This window comes from Deltaproteobacteria bacterium (assembly GCA_028818775.1).
In the GTDB taxonomy this organism is placed as follows: domain Bacteria; phylum Desulfobacterota; class Binatia; order UBA9968; family JAJDTQ01; genus JAJDTQ01.
In genome coordinates, this window is the sequence record JAPPNE010000044.1 from 37180 (window position 1) to 53778 (window position 16599).

The window sequence follows — 16599 nt, forward strand, 5'->3', positions numbered from 1 at the left end:
GCGTTCCCTCTATTTGATACCTCTCCGCTTCGACGGAGCGCGTTTCGACGGCGGCGTCCCTCGAGTTGCTGGCCTGTCCGGGTCGTCGCTCTTGGGCGGCGTGCCCTTGGGGTCGTTGGTGATGAAGTGCCCGCAGTTGATGCAATAGACCGTGTAGGCCGGCTCGCGGCGGTGGTAGACGGTGTGGAAGTGGCCCTGGGAGCTGTTGATGGTGACGTCGACCTTGTAGAGCTTGATGACGACCTTGTGGCTGCAGTTCGGGCACACTACCGTTTCGGCTACTTCCGTTGTGGCCATCCGAACTCCCCAGAAGGCTGATGAACCCGGTGCACGCCTGTTCCCGGCTCAGGGTTCCCCTATATAGCCCAGCGACCCGTCGCACACAAATCAGCACCAGTAGTCTTCACGCCCTCCCTGGACCCACCAGTTCTCCCGCGCCTGGATGTCCAGCTCGAACCCCTTGCCGTGCTCCCGCGCCAGTTCGTACAGCTTCTTGGCCAGGGCGATGTCCACGATGCCCTGGCCGCCCTGGTTCTTGTACAGGAGGACCTGGTCGTCGCTGGTGCGTCCCGGTGCCTTCCCGGTCAGGATGTCGGCGATGTCGACCACCTTGTCCCAGGTGATGACGCCGTCCTGGACCGGCCAGTAGATGTCGCCCTGCTGGGAGTCCACCGCCTGCTCGCGCGAGAGGGCGACGATGAAGTCGCAGCGTTGCAAGGTGGCGTCGTCGATCTCCCGCCGCGGCTTGTCCAGGTTGCCGCTTTTCACCAGCTCGATGTTGCTGCCGATGACCGAGATGATGTACTGGCCCGGCTCCAGCCAGGAGCCGTCGATGACGGGCACGTTGGTGTTGGTCATGCACAGGATGATGTCCACGTCCTGCGCGGCGCGCGGCGCTTCCGCCACCGGCTCCACCGGCACGTGGGTGATCTCCGTCATCTTTCGGGCAAAGGCCTCCCGGTGCGCCGGCGTGGGGCTGTAGACCTTTGCGCTGTCGATCCTGCGCAGCTCGGTCAGGCCCACGAAGGTGGAGTAGGCCTGGTTGCCGGAACCGTAGATGCCCACCGTGCGCGCGCCCTCCTTGGCCAACAGGTCGAGGCCCGCCAGGCTCGTGGCCGGCGTGCGCAGGTCCGCCACCCCCGCCGCGTGCTTGGGCCGGTGCGCCATGATCCCCAGGAGGGTCCCCGTGTCCGCGTCGTAGACCAGTGCCAGCTCGGTCTGGTCGGGGTTGTAGGGCGGCCGCCGCTGCTGGTCGCCGACGATGGCCTTCCGGTGCAGCGCCACCTGCGCGCCCACGGCGCCGTAGCTCGACGATCCGCCGGCGTAGATGTTGAGCACGGTGTCGAACGGCGCCTCGGCCACGGTGCGGTGCAGGTTCAAGCGTTTGCGCGGCGCGTTGACGCCCTCGGACGTGCCGATCTTCCTGAGCGCGTTCTCGGTGATGGAGACGGCTTCCGGAAAGGGAACCAACTCGTCCACGTCCTGGGAATGGAAAAACAGGGCCATGAATACCTCCGGTGCGGGATCGCGAATTTGCCGGGACAGGATCGCACAGGCATGGGCGGTGAGCGGGGAAACGAACGCCTCACCGCCTACTCCGCCGGATCTGGGCTAATCGAATCTAGGCTAATCAGATAGCCCGGTGGCGGCGGAAACGCAAGGTGACGGTGAAAGAGGACGCTCCTGCCGCCGGTGCGGAGCCCGGAGACGAACTAGAGGAAGGAACGAAACGACGGATTGGCGGCGCGGTCAGAACACCATCTCAACCTTGGACGCGCAGCGGAACCCGTAGTAGGCGTGTCCGCGCGCCTGCCTGCCAGGGTCCACGATGTGCCGCGACGTGGCGGTGAGGCCTTCGGGATCGCTGGAGGCGTTGCCGCCCCGGGTTACCCTCGGGTAAGGTACCGACAGGTCCTCGCGCCCGTCCTTGGGGTCGTAGGGGTAAGTCGTCGCAGTGGAGCGGGTCCACTCCCACACCTGTCCGGCCATGTCCATGACGCCGTAGGGACTGCGCCCCTTGGGATACCGGCCCACGGGCACCGATTCGCCGCGCCAGCCGCCGAAGAAGGCCAGCTCCCCCGTGGGCGGTTGGTTGCCCCACGGGTACAGCCGCCCGTCGGCGCCGCGCGCGGCCTTCTCCCATTCCGCCTCGCTCGGGAGCTTCTTCTCGAGCCACTTGCAGTACGCCACCGCGCCGTGCCAAGCCATCTCCGAGGCCGGGTAGTCCTCGAAACCCTTCTCCACCTGCCAGGTGTCGCCCGCCGGGTGGATGCGGTTGTCGTCGTCCAGCACGTCCAGGTACATCTCGCCCTTGGGCCCCACCGGCCCCTTGGCCGAGATGAAGCGCGCGTAGTCCTTCATGGTGACGAGGTTCCGGTCGATGAAGAACGCCGGCAGGAAGAGCTTGTGGGCCGGCCCCTCCCCGGGCGGACCTCCGTCCCGCCCCATGGTGAACTCCCCCGCGGGGATGAGCACCATGCCCGCATGCTTGCCCTCGGCGGCGGCGGCCGTGCCGGAAAGGACGAGACTTGCGGCCAATACCAGCGACCCTGCAATGGAGCCCAGGCTGGGCCTCATCACGATTCCCTCCAGGCGCTGCGTGGGGCACCACGGGAGGTTCCCCGTGCCTCCGCGTGGGGCATGCCACTTCCTTGGGTCGAGGCTCCTCGCCTCCTCAGTAGTTGAACGTCTTTTTCAGCACCGGCTTGTTCGCCTCGGGAATGTCGACCATCTGCTGCACGAGGGTTTGCAGGTCCTTCCCGTGGAGCGGGTTGATCTGTATCCGCACCTTCGCGGCGTCCTTGAGGAATTCAGGATCCTTCATCACCTGGGCGAACGCGTTGCGCATGGTCTCCACGCGTTCCGGCGGCACTCCGGGAGGCATGGTCCAGGGCCGCCCCACGGAGAGCTGCTTGTTGTAGACTTCCAGGATGGCCTTCTTGTCCCCCTTGGCGAGGTCGGAGGCCAGCGGCACGTCCTTCAGTCCGGGGTGCTTCTCGCGTCCGACCTGCACCAGGATGCGGATGGCCTTTTTCTCGAACCAGTCCTTCTTGAGGGCGCGCAGCGAGGCGTAGCCCCACCCGCAGATGCCGTCCACCTCTCCCTTGTCCACGGCCAGCGCGGTAGCCATGATGCCGCGGTACCCGGAGGTCACCTTCATGTTGGTGCCCATGACGTTGTTGAGCATCAGCGGCACGATGAAGATGTCGGAGCGCGGCTGCGTGGCCGCCATCTTCACCGGTTCCTTGGCGTTGACCAGGTCTTCGGCGGTCTTGTACTTGCTGTCGGAGCGGACGAAGCAGGACGCGGTCTCCTGCACCGGGGTGCCGATCCAGTTGAACTTCGTCGGGTCGAAGCGCGCCTGCTTGACGCCCAAGGCCTTCGTCAGCGGCAGGGTCCGGTGAATCGCGCCCATGGTGAGGCCGTCCTTCTTGGCTATGTTGTAGAGCCAGTTCGCCGCCACCATCCCCGAGGCGCCGGGCATGTTCTTCACCACCACCTTCGGGTTTCCGGGAATGTATTTCGAGATGTATCGTGCCGCGGTCCGCGGGTAGAGGTCGTAGGACGTGGCGGCGTCCGCGGACACGACGATCACCACCTGCTTGCCCTTGTAGACCGACTCGTCCGCGGTGGCCGCCTGGACGAGGAAACCGAGCACGATCAGGGCTCCAAGGATAGTGCGAAGAACAGTCATGCATCGTCCTCCTTCCGGTGCGTCGTGTGGGATGGATTCCCTCTGGATGACGCCCTTTGTCATGGACCCCTCTATGTGACTTGTGATTCGTTTGTCAAGCCGCTGCCGTCACGGTTGGGGAATCGGCCGGGCGCGGTTAGAAGGGGGGCGTCCCGGAACGGCCGGCTTTGTGTGAAGGCGCGGTTTGTGGCAATGTCGGCGGTGCCTTCCGCGTCGCCGTCGCAACCGTCGCTTCGCGACGGAGCAGCGGGCCGGCGAAGCAGGGCCAGGAGGAGACTCGGCAGTGCTCATACGGTACGTCGCCATGCGCCTCGTGCAGTTGGTCCCCATGGTGCTGGTGGTCACCATGGTGGTCTTCTTCGTCATGAGGATCATCCCCGGAGACCCGGTGCTGGTGATGCTGGGCGCGGTGGAAGGGGCGGCGATCTCGGAGGACGTCTACAACGCCATGCGCCTGCGGCTGGGCCTGGACCGGCCGCTGATCGTGCAGTACCTCGACTGGCTGTGGGACATGGTGCGGGGCGACCTCGGGGCGTCCATTACCTACCGGATTCCGGCCCTCGACGTCATCCTGGCCCGGCTGGTGCCCACGGCTTACCTCATGGTCGGCGGCGTCATCATGGCCGTGGCCATCGCCGTGCCCGGCGGCGTGCTGGCCGCCATCCACAACAACACCAAGTGGGACCACTTCGCCACGGGCTTCGTCATCCTGGGCATCACCGTGCCCACGTTCTGGCTGGCCCTCGTCGCCATTCTCGTGTTCGCGGTGTACCTGGGCTGGCTTCCCGCCATCGGATATACGCCTCCGCAGGAAGGTATCGTGGAGTTCCTGCAGCACCTGGTCCTGCCCATGACCGTGGTGGCCCTGAACGTGGCCGCCACGGTGTTGCGCTTCCAGCGCCAGGACTTCCTCGAGCAGATGAACCTGGACTATGTGCGCACCGCCAGGGCCAAGGGCCTGAGCGAGAGGCTGGTGTTGTGGAAGCACGTCCTGCGCAACTCGCTGATGACGACGGTGACGGTGGTGGGCCTGCAGATGGCCTACCTGAGCGGCTTGGTGACCGTCGTCGAGAACGTCTTCAACTATCCCGGCATCGGTTTTCTGCTGTTGAACTCCATTCACACGCGGGATTTCGTGGTGGTTCAGGGAGTGGTGCTGTTCATGGTCTTCCTCGCCATCGGCGTCAACCTGGTGGTGGACATTCTCTACGCGGTGCTGGATCCGCGGGTCCGCTACAAGTAGGGAGGAACGCCGGGTGGAACTCCAAGCCCCCTATCCGTCGACAACCTCCGGGCCGGGGTACCGTTTGTGGCGCGCGTCCGGCCGCGCGGTCAGCGCGACCCGCAACGATCCGCGGGCCGCGGTGGGCGTCACGCTGCTCTTTCTCTACATCCTGATCGCCCTGGTGGGGGCGAGCTTCTCTCCCTACGATACCACCACGCCCAACATCAAGGTGCGCATGCAAGGACCGAGTTGGGAGCACCCTTTCGGCACCGACCGCATCGGCCGGGACGTCGCCACCCGCATCATCGCCGGCTCGCGCGTGAGCCTGCACGTGGCCGCGGGCGCGGTCATCGTGGCGCTGCTGCTGGGGGCGCCGCTGGGCGCCCTGTCGAGCTACGTGGGCGGGGCCTTCGATGCGCTGGTCCAGCGCGTGATGGAGGGCATCATGGCCTTCCCGTCGCTGGTGCTGGCGTTGGCGTTGGTGGCGCTGGCCGGGCCCAGCGTCCCGATGCTGTGGTTCGCCATCGCCTTCAGCTCCATCCCGCGCTACGCCCGCATCGTCCGTAGCGGCGTGCTGACGCACAAGGAACGGGAGTATGTCGAGGCCGCCCGGGCCATGGGACAGCGGCCCATGGGCGTCCTGATGAAGCAGATCCTGCCCAACATCATGGCGCCCATCGCGGTGCAGATCACCCTGGACTTCGCCCGCGCCATCGGCGTGGAGGCGGCCCTCAGCTACCTGGGCCTGGGCTTGTCGGTGCCGTACATCAGTTGGGGCCTGATGGTCCGGGAGGCGCAGGACTTTCTGGAGGTGGCGCCCTGGCTGGCGGTGTTTCCGGGCATCGCCCTGGCCGGCGTTATCCTGGGCTTCACCCTGTTGGGCGACAGCCTGCGGGACCGCATGGATCCGCGCACGCGCCTGCCCTTGAACCGGCGGGGGCGGTAGGCCACGGAGGGCCCTCCCAACGCGCGGCGCAAGTTGACACTCGTCCGGCCGCGGTGCTAGCGTCGCGGCCGAATCATCACCCTGATCGAGCCCAACCCGAGAGGAGGAGATCACGATGACAGGCAGCACCCGAAGAGATATTGTGCGCGGTTCATTGGTGGGCGTGGCATTTTTGTTGGCCGGTTGGGTCGCGCTCGCCGTCGGCCCGCCGGGCCTCTCCACGGCCGAAGCCGCGGACAAGCCCCGCATCGGAGGAACCCTGAAGCTGGGCAACGCCAAGGGCATCGGCACGCCCATTCCCTTCGTGGCCTTCACCTCCATCCCCGAGTACATCAAGAACAACATGTACGAGCCCCTGGTGATGTACGACCAGAAGGGCGACATCCATCCGTGGCTGGCGGAGAGCTGGTCGCCCAACGCCGATTCCAGCGAGTGGACGTTCAAGCTCCGCAAGGGGGTCAAGTTCCACAACGGCAAGGAGTTGACGGCCGAGGACGTGGTCTGGTCCGTCAACCACATCCGGGACCCGGCCAACGGCGCGGCGGGCCAGGGGCAGTTGGCCGACAACGTCGCCGAGGCCACGGCCGTGGACCAGCACACCGTGAGGTTCAAGGCACCCGGGCCGCGCGGCCTCTTGCCCGAGATTCTCGCCAACACGTCGACCCTTCACATCGCCCCGGCCGGGTCTCTGGCCAAGGGCCAGCAGAAGATAAAGGGCGGCGCGCCGCCGGCGGGCACGGGCCCGTTCAAGTTCAAGTCCTGGACCCCGGGGCAGGAGCTGCACGTGGTCCGTCATGACGGCTACTGGGGCGGGGCCGCGTACCTCGACGGCGTCCGCTTCATCGTGATCCGCCAGAAGGCGGCCCGGGCCGCCGCGGTCCAGGCGGGCGACGTGCACCTGACGGAGCGCCTGGGGCCGACCTTTGTGCAGCGCATCGACAGCAAGCGCATCAAGGGGCTGCGGTACATGCCCATCGGCGCCGCCGGGCTCAGGCTTCTCGTCTTCAACACCCAGTCGGCGCCCGTTTCCGATCCGCGCGTGCGCAAGGCCATCGCGCTCTCGCTGGACAAGGGCGCGATCCTCGACGAGGCCACCTTCGGGCTCGGCGTCCCGGTGGAGACCTGGGGCGTCCCGAACACCGACTGGGAGACCTCCCTCGGCTTCAAGTGGAAGCGGAACGTGGCCGAGGCCAAGCGCCTGCTCAAGGAGGCCGGTTACAAGGGCCAGCCCATCACCCTGGGAGCCACCCGCGGCCAGGGCGATCCCTGGACCGAGCCCATCATGCGGCAGGCGGCCGAGGCGGGCATCAAGTTCTCGCTGCAGAACCTGGGCGGAGCCGAGCTCATCAAGAAGACCATCGCGGGTGAGCTTCACGTCTCCGTCTACGGGGGAGGCGGGACCGGTGAGCCGTTCGTGGCCAACATCCAGCACCTCGGCTGCGCCGAGGGCAAGCACGGCGTCAGCAACGTCACTCGCTACTGCACTCCCGAGCTGGAAAAGCTCGTGACGCAGTACCTGGAAGAGCCGGACCGGGCCAAGCGGCTCGCCATCTGGAAGAAGTTCGCCCAGACATACTTCGTCGACGACGTGGTCCACTACATCATCGGCTGGTCCAACATCCGGAACTACGTGTGGCGCGACGAGGTCAAGAACTGGGAGCGGGGTCCCACGCAGGAGTACTGGCACGCCAAGGGCGGGCTTTGGAGGACGTGGCTGGAGCCGTAAGGGTCCGGTTTGACACGGCCTTGAGCCGGGAGTACACCGAGAACAAGTTCGATTCGTACTCGGCGTGGGAACCGATCAGGCTCGACTGGAGGGCCGGAGTTCTATGGCAACGCTCAAGATGAAGTACGGCGTCGTCTCCGCGGACGATCACATCCAGGAGGCCCCGGATGTCTGGACCAACAGGATGTCGAAGGCGAAGTTCGGCGACGACATCCCCCACATCGTGGAGCTGCCGGACGGCACCCAGACTTGGTCCCTGGGCGGCAACGCCAAGGGATTCGGCGGGCTGGCTCGTGTTTCCGGCGTCAACCCCAACGTGAAGAGGTGGGAGGACGTGCCTCGCTCCACGTACGAGGTTTCGGAGCGCCTGAAGGTCCTGGACCAGGAAGAGCTGGACGCCTCGGTGCTCTTCCCCAACATCATCGGCATCACCAACCAGAACTTCCAGAAGGAGGGCAGCGAGGCCTTCCGGCTGGCCTGCATCCAGGCCTACAACGACTGGCTCATCGACGAGTGGCAGGACGTCACCCCCCGGTTCATCGCCCAGTGCGTCGCCCCCATGTGGGACGTGGACCTGAGCGTGGCCGAGATCCATCGCGCGGTGAAGCGCGGCCACAAGGCGCTGGTATGGCACGGCGCTCCCCATATCCTGGGGCTCAAGCACTTCAACGATCCCTACTGGTACCCGGTCTATCAGGCCTGCTGCGACCTGGACGTGCCCATTTGCCTGCACTCCACCGCGCTGCCCGCGCTGCCATCGTGGGAGTCACTCGAGAAACAGGCCCAGTTTGCTCTCGGCGTTTCCATGAGCTTCGTGAGCCACATGGAGATAGTCTCCAACGTCCTCTATTCGGGCGTGTTCGAGAAATTCCCCAGGCTCAAGACCATCAGCGTGGAGAGTGGCGTGGGCTGGCTGCCCTACCTGCTGGAGGAGCTGGACCACGAGTTCGAGGAGCGCAAGGTTGCCGAGAATTCCTCCCTCACGCGCAAGCCCAGCGACGTTTTCCAGACCAACATGTGGGCCACCTTCTGGCACGAGCGCCACGGCATCCGCAGCCGCGACGAGATCGGCGTGGACAAGATCATGTACTCGGTGGACTACCCCCACGGCACCACCACGTTTCCCAAGTCGGTGTGGTGCCGTACCCACTCGCTGCAGGACGTCACGTCCGCGGAGGAGCGCAAGAAGATGCTGATGGACAACGCCATCAAGCTCTACAAGCTGGACGTGGACGAGTCCGGCATCCACCAGCCCCTCTACGAGCCCGGTCCCATCAGCGTGGGGCCGCGGCCGGAGGCGGCCTAGCCTCACCCCGTTTACGCGTACGCGGGGTCGCCGTAGGTCATCAGCTCGATCAGGTTGTCGTCGGGGTCGCGGACGTACAGGCTGGTGCCGACGCCCTCGGAACCGGTGCGGGCCACGGGACCGGAGATGACGGCGACTCCGGCCTGCTGCAGGAAGTCCCGCGCCTCCTGCACGGTCCCTTCCCAGCGCAGGCAGAAGTCCGCGCCGCCGGTGGCGTAGTTGGGTGCGTGCGTGGGGCTCTCGGTCTCGTAGCGGTCCACCACGTACAGGTTGATCTTCTGCGTCTCGCTGATGCGGATGATCGGCCGTGTGCCGCGTCCGCCCGGACGCTCCTGCCACCCCGCGTCGAGTCCGAGCTTGCGATAGAACGCGAAGGTCTCTTCCAGGTCCTTGACGACCAGCACCCAGTGGTCAATGGCTGCGATTCCCATGGTTTGTCCTCTTTGAATCCGTTGCGGTAGGTTACACACGTTCATACGAGTCAACGGGACACGACACTCGTCCAAACCACTAGTCCAAACCGCACGGGAATTACAAGGGAAGGTGCCCATGTGGGAAGCGGCCCTCAGCGCGGTGGAGAACATCTTCGGCTGTCCCTGTGTCGCCGGAGTGGTGCCGAAGAGTCTTGCCTTCCTCGGCCTGGGCGTCGTCATGGGGCTCTCCCTGGGCGCCATTCCCGGCCTCGGCGGGCTGGTGGGTCTCGCCATCCTCCTGCCGTTCACGCTGGACCTCGATACCCTGAGCGCGTTCGCGGTCATGATCGGGCTCATCTCGGTGACGAGCACGTCGGACACCATCCCGTCGGTGCTGTTCGGGGTGCCGGGCACCGCGGCTTCGCAGGCCACCATCCTGGACGGTCATCCCATGGCCAAGAAGGGCGAGGCGGGGCGGGCCTTCGGCGCCGCGTACATGGCGTCCATGATGGGGGGCCTTTTCGGCGCGCTGATCCTCGCCGTCTCCATCCCGGTGCTGCGGCCCATCGTGCTCGCGTTCAGCGCCCCCGAGTTCTTCATGATGGGCATGCTGGGCATCTCCATGGTGGCGGTGCTGAGCGGCGGTGCGCCGTTAAAGGGGCTGGTGGTGGGGGCCCTGGGGCTCATGGTGGGCATGGTGGGCATGGACTACCAGGTGGGGGAGATGCGCTGGACCTTCGGCCAGCTCTACCTCTGGGAGGGGGTGCCGCTGGTGCCGGTGGCCCTGGGCATCTTCGCCATCCCGGAGATGGCGGACCTCGTGATCCGCGGCACGCGCATCGCCGACGTGCCCAGGGACGCGCTGCGCGGCGTCACCGCGGGCATCCGCGACGCTCTGCGCCACTGGTTCCTGGTGCTGCGCTCCAGCGCCGTGGGCGTGTGGGTGGGCGCGACGCCGGGCCTGGGCGGCGCGGTGGTGGACTGGTTCGCCTACGGCCACGCGGTGCAGACGGAGCGCGGCGCCCGCGACACCTTCGGCACCGGCGACGTGCGCGGGGTCATCGCGCCGGAGAGCGCCAACAACGCCAAGGAGGGCGGCTCGCTGATCCCGACCCTGGCCTTCGGCGTGCCCGGCAGCGCCGCCATGGCCATCCTGCTCGGGGTGTTCCTGATCCAGGGCATCGCCCCGGGCCCCGACATGCTCACGAAGCACCTGGACGTCACCTATACCATGGTGTGGAGCATCGCCATCGCCAACATCTTCGGCACGGGTCTGTGCCTGCTCCTCACCAACCACCTGGCCCGCCTCGCCAACGTCCGCGTGCACCTGCTGGCGCCGCTGATCATCGTCGTCGTGTTCCTGGCCGCGTTCCAGGCCAAGCGCCACTTCGGCGACCTGATCCTGCTGCTGTCGTTCGGTATCCTGGGATGGCTGATGAAGCGCTTCGGCTGGCCCCGTCCGCCCCTCATCCTGGGGCTGGTGCTGAGCAGCGTGCTGGAGAACTACTTCTTCATCGCCGCCAGCCACTTCGGCGTGACCTGGCTGTGGCGCCCCATCGTCCTCGTCATCGGCGCGCTCATCGTCCTGAGCCTGGTGTACGGTCAACGGTGGACCCGGACGGGCATGCCGGCGGACGAGCCCGCGCCAGAGCCGTCGGCGCCGGCGTTCCGCTTCCACCTGAGCGTCCCCGCCGTGTTCTCCCTGGCCATCCTCCTCCTGGTGCTCACCGGCGTGGTCACCGCCCGTGGGTGGCCGCCCCAGGCACGGCTCTTTCCCCTGGTGATCGGTCTGGCCGCGACGGGCATGTGCGCCGCTCAACTGCTACTGGACCTCTTCCGGGTCCCCGTGCGAGGCGCCGGCCGCATCATGGACCTGGAAGCGGAGCGAGGCGTCCCGGGCCGGGTCATCGCGCGCCGCGCCGCCGACATCTTCGGCTGGATCCTGGGGCTGCTCGCATCCATCTGGCTGATGGGCTTCCTGTTGAGCGTGCCGCTCTTCATGTGGCTCTACCTGGCGCTACGCGCCCACGCCGGCTGGCGCCTCTCCCTCGGTTACACCGCGCTGGCGCTGGCGCTGCTCCTGGGCATCTTCCACTACACCCTCCACATCCCCTGGCCGGAGGGTTTGGTGGCCGCCCCGCAGGAGGCGTTGCTGCAGTGGCTGGGCGGGTAGGGCCGACGCCTACCGTCCCTGGGCGGCGATGAATCCCCGAACGACTTCGTTGAACTCCCGCGGGTGCTCCCGGTAGGAGAAGTGCCCCGCCCGGTTGATGATGTGCATCTGCGAGCGCCGCTCGCGCATGGCCAGCAGCTCGAAAAGCCGCAGTCCCTGCGCCAGGGTGGCGGTGGGGTCGTTGTAGCCCCACACCAGCAGGGTGGGCCTCTGCAGCCCGCGGTCGCGGATCCAGCCGAGGGTCTCCTCCTTCTGGAGCGAGTGCTTCGTCAGGAACAGGCTCTTGCGCAGACCCCGGGTGACCATCCGGTCCACGGTCTCCTGGTACTTGGGCAGTTGCGCGATCTCGGTCATGGAATCGAGCCAGTCTTCGGTGATGTGCGCGCCGCTGTAGGAGTAGCGCTCGATGACCCAGCGCTGGCTCTCCCGCGTGAGCCGCGGTTCCGGGGCGTCGGCGAAGACGATGTGGTTCCGTCCCATGCCCGGCGCCAGCGTGTTGGTGTCCACCGGGATGCACGACCGCACCAGGTCCGGACGCTCGAGGGTCATGCGGGCGGCCACGTAGGCGCCGCGGGAGTGGCCCACGACGTGCACGCCGCCCAGCTTCAGGGCCTCGATGAAGCCGATGGCGTGGCGCACGGTCGCCGCCATGGTGTAGTCGTCGTCGCTCGGCGGGTTGTCGGTCAGCCCCTGGCCGAGCTTGTCCAGGGCGTAGACGTGGAACCACCGTGCCAAGGCGTCGAAGTTGAGCCCCCAGTCCAGGCCGCAGTCGGCGGCGTCGTTGGAGCCGAACACGCCGCCGTGGATCAGCACGAGGTTCTCGCCGCTTCCCTTCTCGAAGTAGCGCGTGCGGATGCCGTTCACGTCCACGAATTTTTCGTCTGTGGCATTCATCGGGGTTCACTCCTGTAGGCGACAAAAGGCATGTATGGTAACCGGACTCGAGCCACCGCATATTCATAAGCATATTTGTAACGCGGGACACCAGCGCCGATGATCGGAGCGCGGGAGAGCTGATGATCACAGCCCACGAGAAGATTTGCGAAGTTCTGTCGGAGGCGCGGATCGACTTCGTCTTCGGCATTCCCGGGGGCAGCGCCATGCGCATCTTCGATTCGCTGGCCGGCCATGCCGACAAGGTGCGGCCCATCCTGGTGCGGCACGAGCAGTCCGCCTCGATCATGGCGGACATCTACGGCCGCCTTACAGGCAGGCCGGGGGTCGTTCTCGGGCAGGGTGCGTTCATCGGCACCAACGCCATATTCGGCACCCTGGAGGCGTATCTGGCGGGTTCGCCCATGGTGGTGCTGGGGGACACCACCGAGGGCGGCGACTTCTCCCTGAACCCCAGGAACGCCAGCGGCTGGGGCCACTACGGGGCGTTCGACCTGAGGAAGCTGCTGGAGGGCATCACCAAGTTCTCGGTGCTGGCCGCCTCCCCCAAGGAAGCGGTGCTGGGCCTTCAGATGGCCATCAAGCACGCGGTCACCGGGCGGCCGGGCCCCACCGCCGTGGTCATGCGCCAGGGAGCCATCGCGGGCGCGCTGGATCCGGACAAGCCGCCGCGCGTGCACCCGACCGAAAACTGGCTGCGAAAGTCCCCGACCCTGCCGGCCGTGGAGGACCTGGTTTCGGCCATCGAGCGGCTCCAGGCGGCGGCGCGGCCGGTCATCATCGCGGGCAACGGCGTGCACGCCGCCAAGGCGTATGACGAACTGGCGGCCATGGCCGAGCTGCTGGGCAGCCCGGTGGCGACCACCTACAACGGCAAGAGCGCGTTCCCCGAGACCCATCCGCTGGCCGTCGGCATGATGGGCCGTTACGGACAGCCGGTGGCCAACAGCGTCATACGCGAAGCCGACACCCTCCTGGTGGTGGGGTCGCGGCTGGCCCCCAACGACACCAACAGCGAGCAGCTCATCGACGCCGGCCGGCAGAGCCTGATCCAGATCGACATCGAGCCGCGCAACGCCGGCTGGTCCTATCCGGTGGAGACGGCGCTCATCGGCGACGCCAAGGCGGTGTTGGCGCAACTGCTGCGCATGGGCGGCGAGGGCCTCCGGCGCGATGGCCGGGAAGGAGCGGCCGTCCGGCTGGAGGAACGCAAGCGCACCGAGCGGTTCTTCGAGAACCCGGCGCTCCACTCCGGCGCGGTGCCCATCCTGCCGCAGCGCCTGGTTCGGGATCTCAACGAGGCGCTGGACCCGGAGGCCATCGTCACCCTCGACGCCGGCAGCAACCGCGTGTGGATGGCCCACTACTTCAAGACCAAGGCGCCGGGAACCCTCTTCGTGCCCGGAGGTCTGGCCGGGATGGGTTGGAGCGCGCCCGCCGCGGTGGGCGCGCAACTCGTGCACCCGGATCGTCCGGTGGTGAGCGTCAGCGGCGACGGCGGCTTCTCCATGTCGGTGCACGTCATCGCCACCGCCGTGCAGTACAACCTGCCTGTGGTCTTCGTCGTCATGAACAACTCCGCGCTGAGCATGATCGCCACCGGCGACCTGGGAGGGGACTCCCCCGCCGCCTTCAGCGACACCGACTTCGCCGCCATTGCGCGGGGCTTCGGCGCCGACGGCCTGCGGGTCGACCAACCCGCCGAAATTCAGGACGCGGTCAGGGAGGCGTTGACGAAGAAGCGTCCCACCGTGATCGACGTGATCACCGACGGCTCGGAAGGTCTCGGGAGCATCAGCAGCGGCGGCACCGTGGGCTGAACAAAACCTGTTCCAATACCTCAAGAAACTCTTTTCTTTCCAAGAAAAACTGATATCGTAAATGATATGAGTGAACCCAGGTTCAGAGTCCCGTCCACCAGCGCTCTGGTCGCGTTCGAGGCTACGGCTCGGCTCGGCGGTGTGATACGCGCATCCGAGGAGTTGCTCACCTCCCAGTCGGCGGTCAGCCGTCACATCCGCAACCTGGAGACGAGGATCGGCGAGAAGCTGTTTCGGCGGCAAGGCCGGGGAGTGGTTTTGACACCGAGCGGTCAGGATTACTATGTCGCGGTCAAGGCCGCGTTGGAAAACCTGCATGCGGCCAGCAAAGGGCTCGGCGTGCAGACGCCCAGCGTGACCATCGCGTGCACGAAGGAGGTGGCGAACTTCCTGCTGCGCCCCTCCATTCCACAGGTCAAGCGCGCCATGGACGACAACGCGGATGTGCGCGTTCTGACCTGCGACTACGACATGCTGCAATTCCTCGCGCCGACGGGGATCGACGTCCTTTTCGAGTATGCGGCCGCGCCGAGCGAGCCGGCCGCGGTGAAGGTGCTGGACGAGGAGATCGTCCCGGTCGCCTCTCCGACCCTCGTCAGACGGTTCGAACGGGCTCTCGGCAGGCACCCGCGCCATTGGGCGGATATTCCACGTCTGGAAGCGATCCAGAACGGCGAAACGTGGGCCACGTGGACGACGTGGTTCAGCGCACACGACTGCGATCCGCCCAAGGCCCCGACGGAAACCCTCGATGACTATCAGGAGCTGCTGGACGCCGCCGCCAGCGGTCTGGGGATGGCCATCGGTTGGAACGGCTTCGTGAGCGCGTACCTGGATTCCGGGCGGCTCGTCCGGCTCAGGGACAACTGGTTGCGGACCCACATCGGCTTGTATGCCGTCCCTACCCAGGCCAGCTCCGGCAACCGGAACGCGGCGGTTTGCCTGTCCACGCTCGCCGCCCTGGGTGAAGTGCTTCCGGGAGCGCGCCAGTTGTCGCCGCAGCGACAGCCGAACCGCGGCGACGGCGCCTTTCTCGAACGAATCTGACGCCCGCGGCAACGTGGCCTTGATGCGCGACGCGCCACGGCGCGTCACAGCGCGGCCGTGTCGAAGAAGCGCCGCAGCACGCGGCTCAGGTTGAACGCGTCCGCCGCGCCCGCCAGTTCCCGCACCGAATGCATGGCCCACTGGGGCACGCCCACGTCCACGGTGCGCACGCCGGTTTCGGCCGCGGTCAGCGGCCCGATGGTGCTGCCGCAGGCCATGTCGCTGCGCACCACGAAGGTCTGGACCGCCACTCCCTCAGCCGCCGCCAGCCGCCGGAAAATCGCGGCGGTCTCGCTGTTGGTGGCGTAGCGCTGATTGGCGTTCATCTTGATGACCGGGCCGCGGTTCAACAGCGGCCCGTGGTTGTCGTCGTGCCGGTCGGCGAAGTTGGGGTGCACGCCGTGGGCATTGTCCGCGGAGATGAGCATGGAGCGGGGCAGGGCGCGGTTGCGTTCCTCCGGGTCGGGCAAAAGGCGTTCCAGCATCTGGTTCAGCATGGGGCCGCGGGCCCCGGAGGCCGTGGTGCTGCCCACTTCCTCGTGATCGTTGCACACAAGCAGCGCGCCCGCGTCGCCGCTTGCCTCCAGCAACGCCCGCATGCCGGCGAAGCAACTCAGCAGGTTGTCGAGCCGCGCCGAGGCGATGAACTCCCGTTCCAGTCCCACCAGGGCCGGCGGCTGGGTGTCGTAGAGCACCAGTTCATGGTCCAGTATCTCGGCGGCCCCGGCGCCTGCTTCCTCCAGCCGTTGCCGCAGCAGCGTTTTCAGGTCGAAGTCCTCGCCCTGCCGTCCGAGCACGGGCGGCAGGTACGTCTGCTGGTTGATGGAGCGGCTCTCGTTGGCGTCCCGGTCCAGGTGGATGGCGAGGCTTGGGATCACGGCCACCGGCTCCTTGAAGTCCACGAGGCCGTGGGCGATGGCCCCGTCGCGGTCGAGATAGCTCACGCGCCCGGCGATGGACAGGTCCCGGTCGAACCAGGGATTCAGCAGCGCGCCGCCGTACACCTCGACCCCGAGTTGCAGATAGCCTTTCCGGTGGGTTTCCGGTTGGGGCTTGAGCTTGAGACAGGGCGAATCGGTGTGCGCGCCCACCATGCGCAGCCCGCTCGCCGGAAGCGACGTCCGGGCCGGCAGGGTCCAGGCGATGACGGAGGAGTCGTTGCGGGTGGTGAAGTAGCGTCCTCCGGGTCGCAACTCCCACGGCTCCGCCTCGGGCCGGCGTTCGAAGCCGGCATCCGTCAGCCGCCGCGCCATCTCGCCCACCGCGTGGAACGGCGTGGGCGACGCGGCCAGGAAGTCCATCAACTCCCTGTTGAAAGCTTCTGGGTCCATGGGCGTTCGAGGGTCCGCGCCGCC

14 protein-coding genes are annotated in these 16599 nt (G+C 66.9%); 7 read left to right on the forward strand and 7 right to left on the reverse strand.

Going from position 1 to position 16599, the window contains the following annotated elements:
- Positions 1–9: 9 nt before the first annotated feature.
- The 4 genes from OXU42_04155 to OXU42_04170 form a co-directional block, all read right to left on the reverse strand.
- Positions 10–297 (reverse strand): hypothetical protein, encoded by a 288-nt coding sequence (locus OXU42_04155; protein MDE0028583.1) that lies wholly within the window; start codon positions 295–297, stop codon positions 10–12.
- Positions 298–387: 90 nt separating this feature from the next.
- A complete protein-coding gene (locus tag OXU42_04160) occupies positions 388–1506 on the reverse strand; it encodes an ornithine cyclodeaminase family protein (GenBank protein ID MDE0028584.1) in 1119 nt (372 codons plus the stop codon).
- A 243-nt stretch (positions 1507–1749) separates the two neighbouring features.
- Complete coding sequence (locus OXU42_04165) at positions 1750–2577, reverse strand: formylglycine-generating enzyme family protein (GenBank protein MDE0028585.1); 828 nt, start codon at positions 2575–2577, stop codon at positions 1750–1752.
- Between the two features lie 97 nt (positions 2578–2674).
- Complete coding sequence (locus tag OXU42_04170; GenBank protein ID MDE0028586.1) at positions 2675–3694, reverse strand: tripartite tricarboxylate transporter substrate-binding protein; 1020 nt, start codon at positions 3692–3694, stop codon at positions 2675–2677.
- Positions 3695–3977: 283 nt separating this feature from the next.
- Here OXU42_04170 and OXU42_04175 point away from each other — a divergent pair, with 283 nt between their 5' ends.
- The 4 genes from OXU42_04175 (at position 3978) to OXU42_04190 (ending at position 8897) form a co-directional block, all read left to right on the forward strand.
- Positions 3978–4937, forward strand: a complete 960-nt coding sequence (locus OXU42_04175; GenBank protein ID MDE0028587.1) for an ABC transporter permease — start codon at positions 3978–3980, stop codon at positions 4935–4937.
- A gap of 13 nt (positions 4938–4950) precedes the next feature.
- The gene (locus OXU42_04180) at positions 4951–5865 is read left to right on the forward strand and encodes an ABC transporter permease (GenBank protein MDE0028588.1); all 915 of its coding nucleotides are present in this window, start codon (positions 4951–4953) and stop codon (positions 5863–5865) included.
- Between the two features lie 163 nt (positions 5866–6028).
- Complete coding sequence (locus tag OXU42_04185; protein ID MDE0028589.1) at positions 6029–7591, forward strand: ABC transporter substrate-binding protein; 1563 nt, start codon at positions 6029–6031, stop codon at positions 7589–7591.
- A 103-nt stretch (positions 7592–7694) separates the two neighbouring features.
- A complete protein-coding gene (locus OXU42_04190) occupies positions 7695–8897 on the forward strand; it encodes an amidohydrolase family protein (GenBank protein MDE0028590.1) in 1203 nt (400 codons plus the stop codon).
- Positions 8898–8908: 11 nt separating this feature from the next.
- Here the strand turns inward: OXU42_04190 and OXU42_04195 are convergent, their stop codons facing one another.
- The gene (locus tag OXU42_04195; protein ID MDE0028591.1) at positions 8909–9328 is read right to left on the reverse strand and encodes a VOC family protein; all 420 of its coding nucleotides are present in this window, start codon (positions 9326–9328) and stop codon (positions 8909–8911) included.
- A gap of 118 nt (positions 9329–9446) precedes the next feature.
- On the opposite strand from OXU42_04195, the gene OXU42_04200 reads away from it, so the two are divergent.
- Positions 9447–11483, forward strand: a complete 2037-nt coding sequence (locus tag OXU42_04200) for a tripartite tricarboxylate transporter permease (GenBank protein ID MDE0028592.1) — start codon at positions 9447–9449, stop codon at positions 11481–11483.
- A gap of 9 nt (positions 11484–11492) precedes the next feature.
- Here the strand turns inward: OXU42_04200 and OXU42_04205 are convergent, their stop codons facing one another.
- A complete protein-coding gene (locus OXU42_04205; GenBank protein MDE0028593.1) occupies positions 11493–12377 on the reverse strand; it encodes an alpha/beta hydrolase in 885 nt (294 codons plus the stop codon).
- A 122-nt stretch (positions 12378–12499) separates the two neighbouring features.
- Between OXU42_04205 and OXU42_04210 the strand changes: the two genes are divergently transcribed.
- A complete protein-coding gene (locus OXU42_04210) occupies positions 12500–14197 on the forward strand; it encodes a thiamine pyrophosphate-binding protein (GenBank protein MDE0028594.1) in 1698 nt (565 codons plus the stop codon).
- A 66-nt stretch (positions 14198–14263) separates the two neighbouring features.
- Entirely contained in the window at positions 14264–15244 is a 981-nt protein-coding gene (locus tag OXU42_04215; GenBank protein MDE0028595.1) for a LysR family transcriptional regulator, read from the forward strand.
- Between the two features lie 44 nt (positions 15245–15288).
- On the opposite strand, the gene OXU42_04220 is transcribed toward OXU42_04215, so the two are convergent.
- Positions 15289–16575, reverse strand: a complete 1287-nt coding sequence (locus OXU42_04220; GenBank protein MDE0028596.1) for a M18 family aminopeptidase — start codon at positions 16573–16575, stop codon at positions 15289–15291.
- Positions 16576–16599 lie beyond the last annotated feature (24 nt).

Coding starts and splice junctions, on each gene's coding strand:
- OXU42_04205 (MDE0028593.1), bottom strand. CDS start 12,377: ATGAATGCCACAGACGAAAAATTCGTGGACGTGAACGGCATCCGCACG.
- OXU42_04195 (MDE0028591.1), bottom strand. CDS start 9,328: ATGGGAATCGCAGCCATTGACCACTGGGTGCTGGTCGTCAAGGACCTG.
- OXU42_04215 (MDE0028595.1), top strand. CDS start 14,264: ATGAGTGAACCCAGGTTCAGAGTCCCGTCCACCAGCGCTCTGGTCGCG.
- OXU42_04200 (MDE0028592.1), top strand. CDS start 9,447: ATGTGGGAAGCGGCCCTCAGCGCGGTGGAGAACATCTTCGGCTGTCCC.
- OXU42_04170 (MDE0028586.1), bottom strand. CDS start 3,694: ATGACTGTTCTTCGCACTATCCTTGGAGCCCTGATCGTGCTCGGTTTC.
- OXU42_04165 (MDE0028585.1), bottom strand. CDS start 2,577: ATGAGGCCCAGCCTGGGCTCCATTGCAGGGTCGCTGGTATTGGCCGCA.
- OXU42_04220 (MDE0028596.1), bottom strand. CDS start 16,575: ATGGACCCAGAAGCTTTCAACAGGGAGTTGATGGACTTCCTGGCCGCG.
- OXU42_04190 (MDE0028590.1), top strand. CDS start 7,695: ATGGCAACGCTCAAGATGAAGTACGGCGTCGTCTCCGCGGACGATCAC.
- OXU42_04160 (MDE0028584.1), bottom strand. CDS start 1,506: ATGGCCCTGTTTTTCCATTCCCAGGACGTGGACGAGTTGGTTCCCTTT.
- OXU42_04155 (MDE0028583.1), bottom strand. CDS start 297: ATGGCCACAACGGAAGTAGCCGAAACGGTAGTGTGCCCGAACTGCAGC.
- OXU42_04210 (MDE0028594.1), top strand. CDS start 12,500: ATGATCACAGCCCACGAGAAGATTTGCGAAGTTCTGTCGGAGGCGCGG.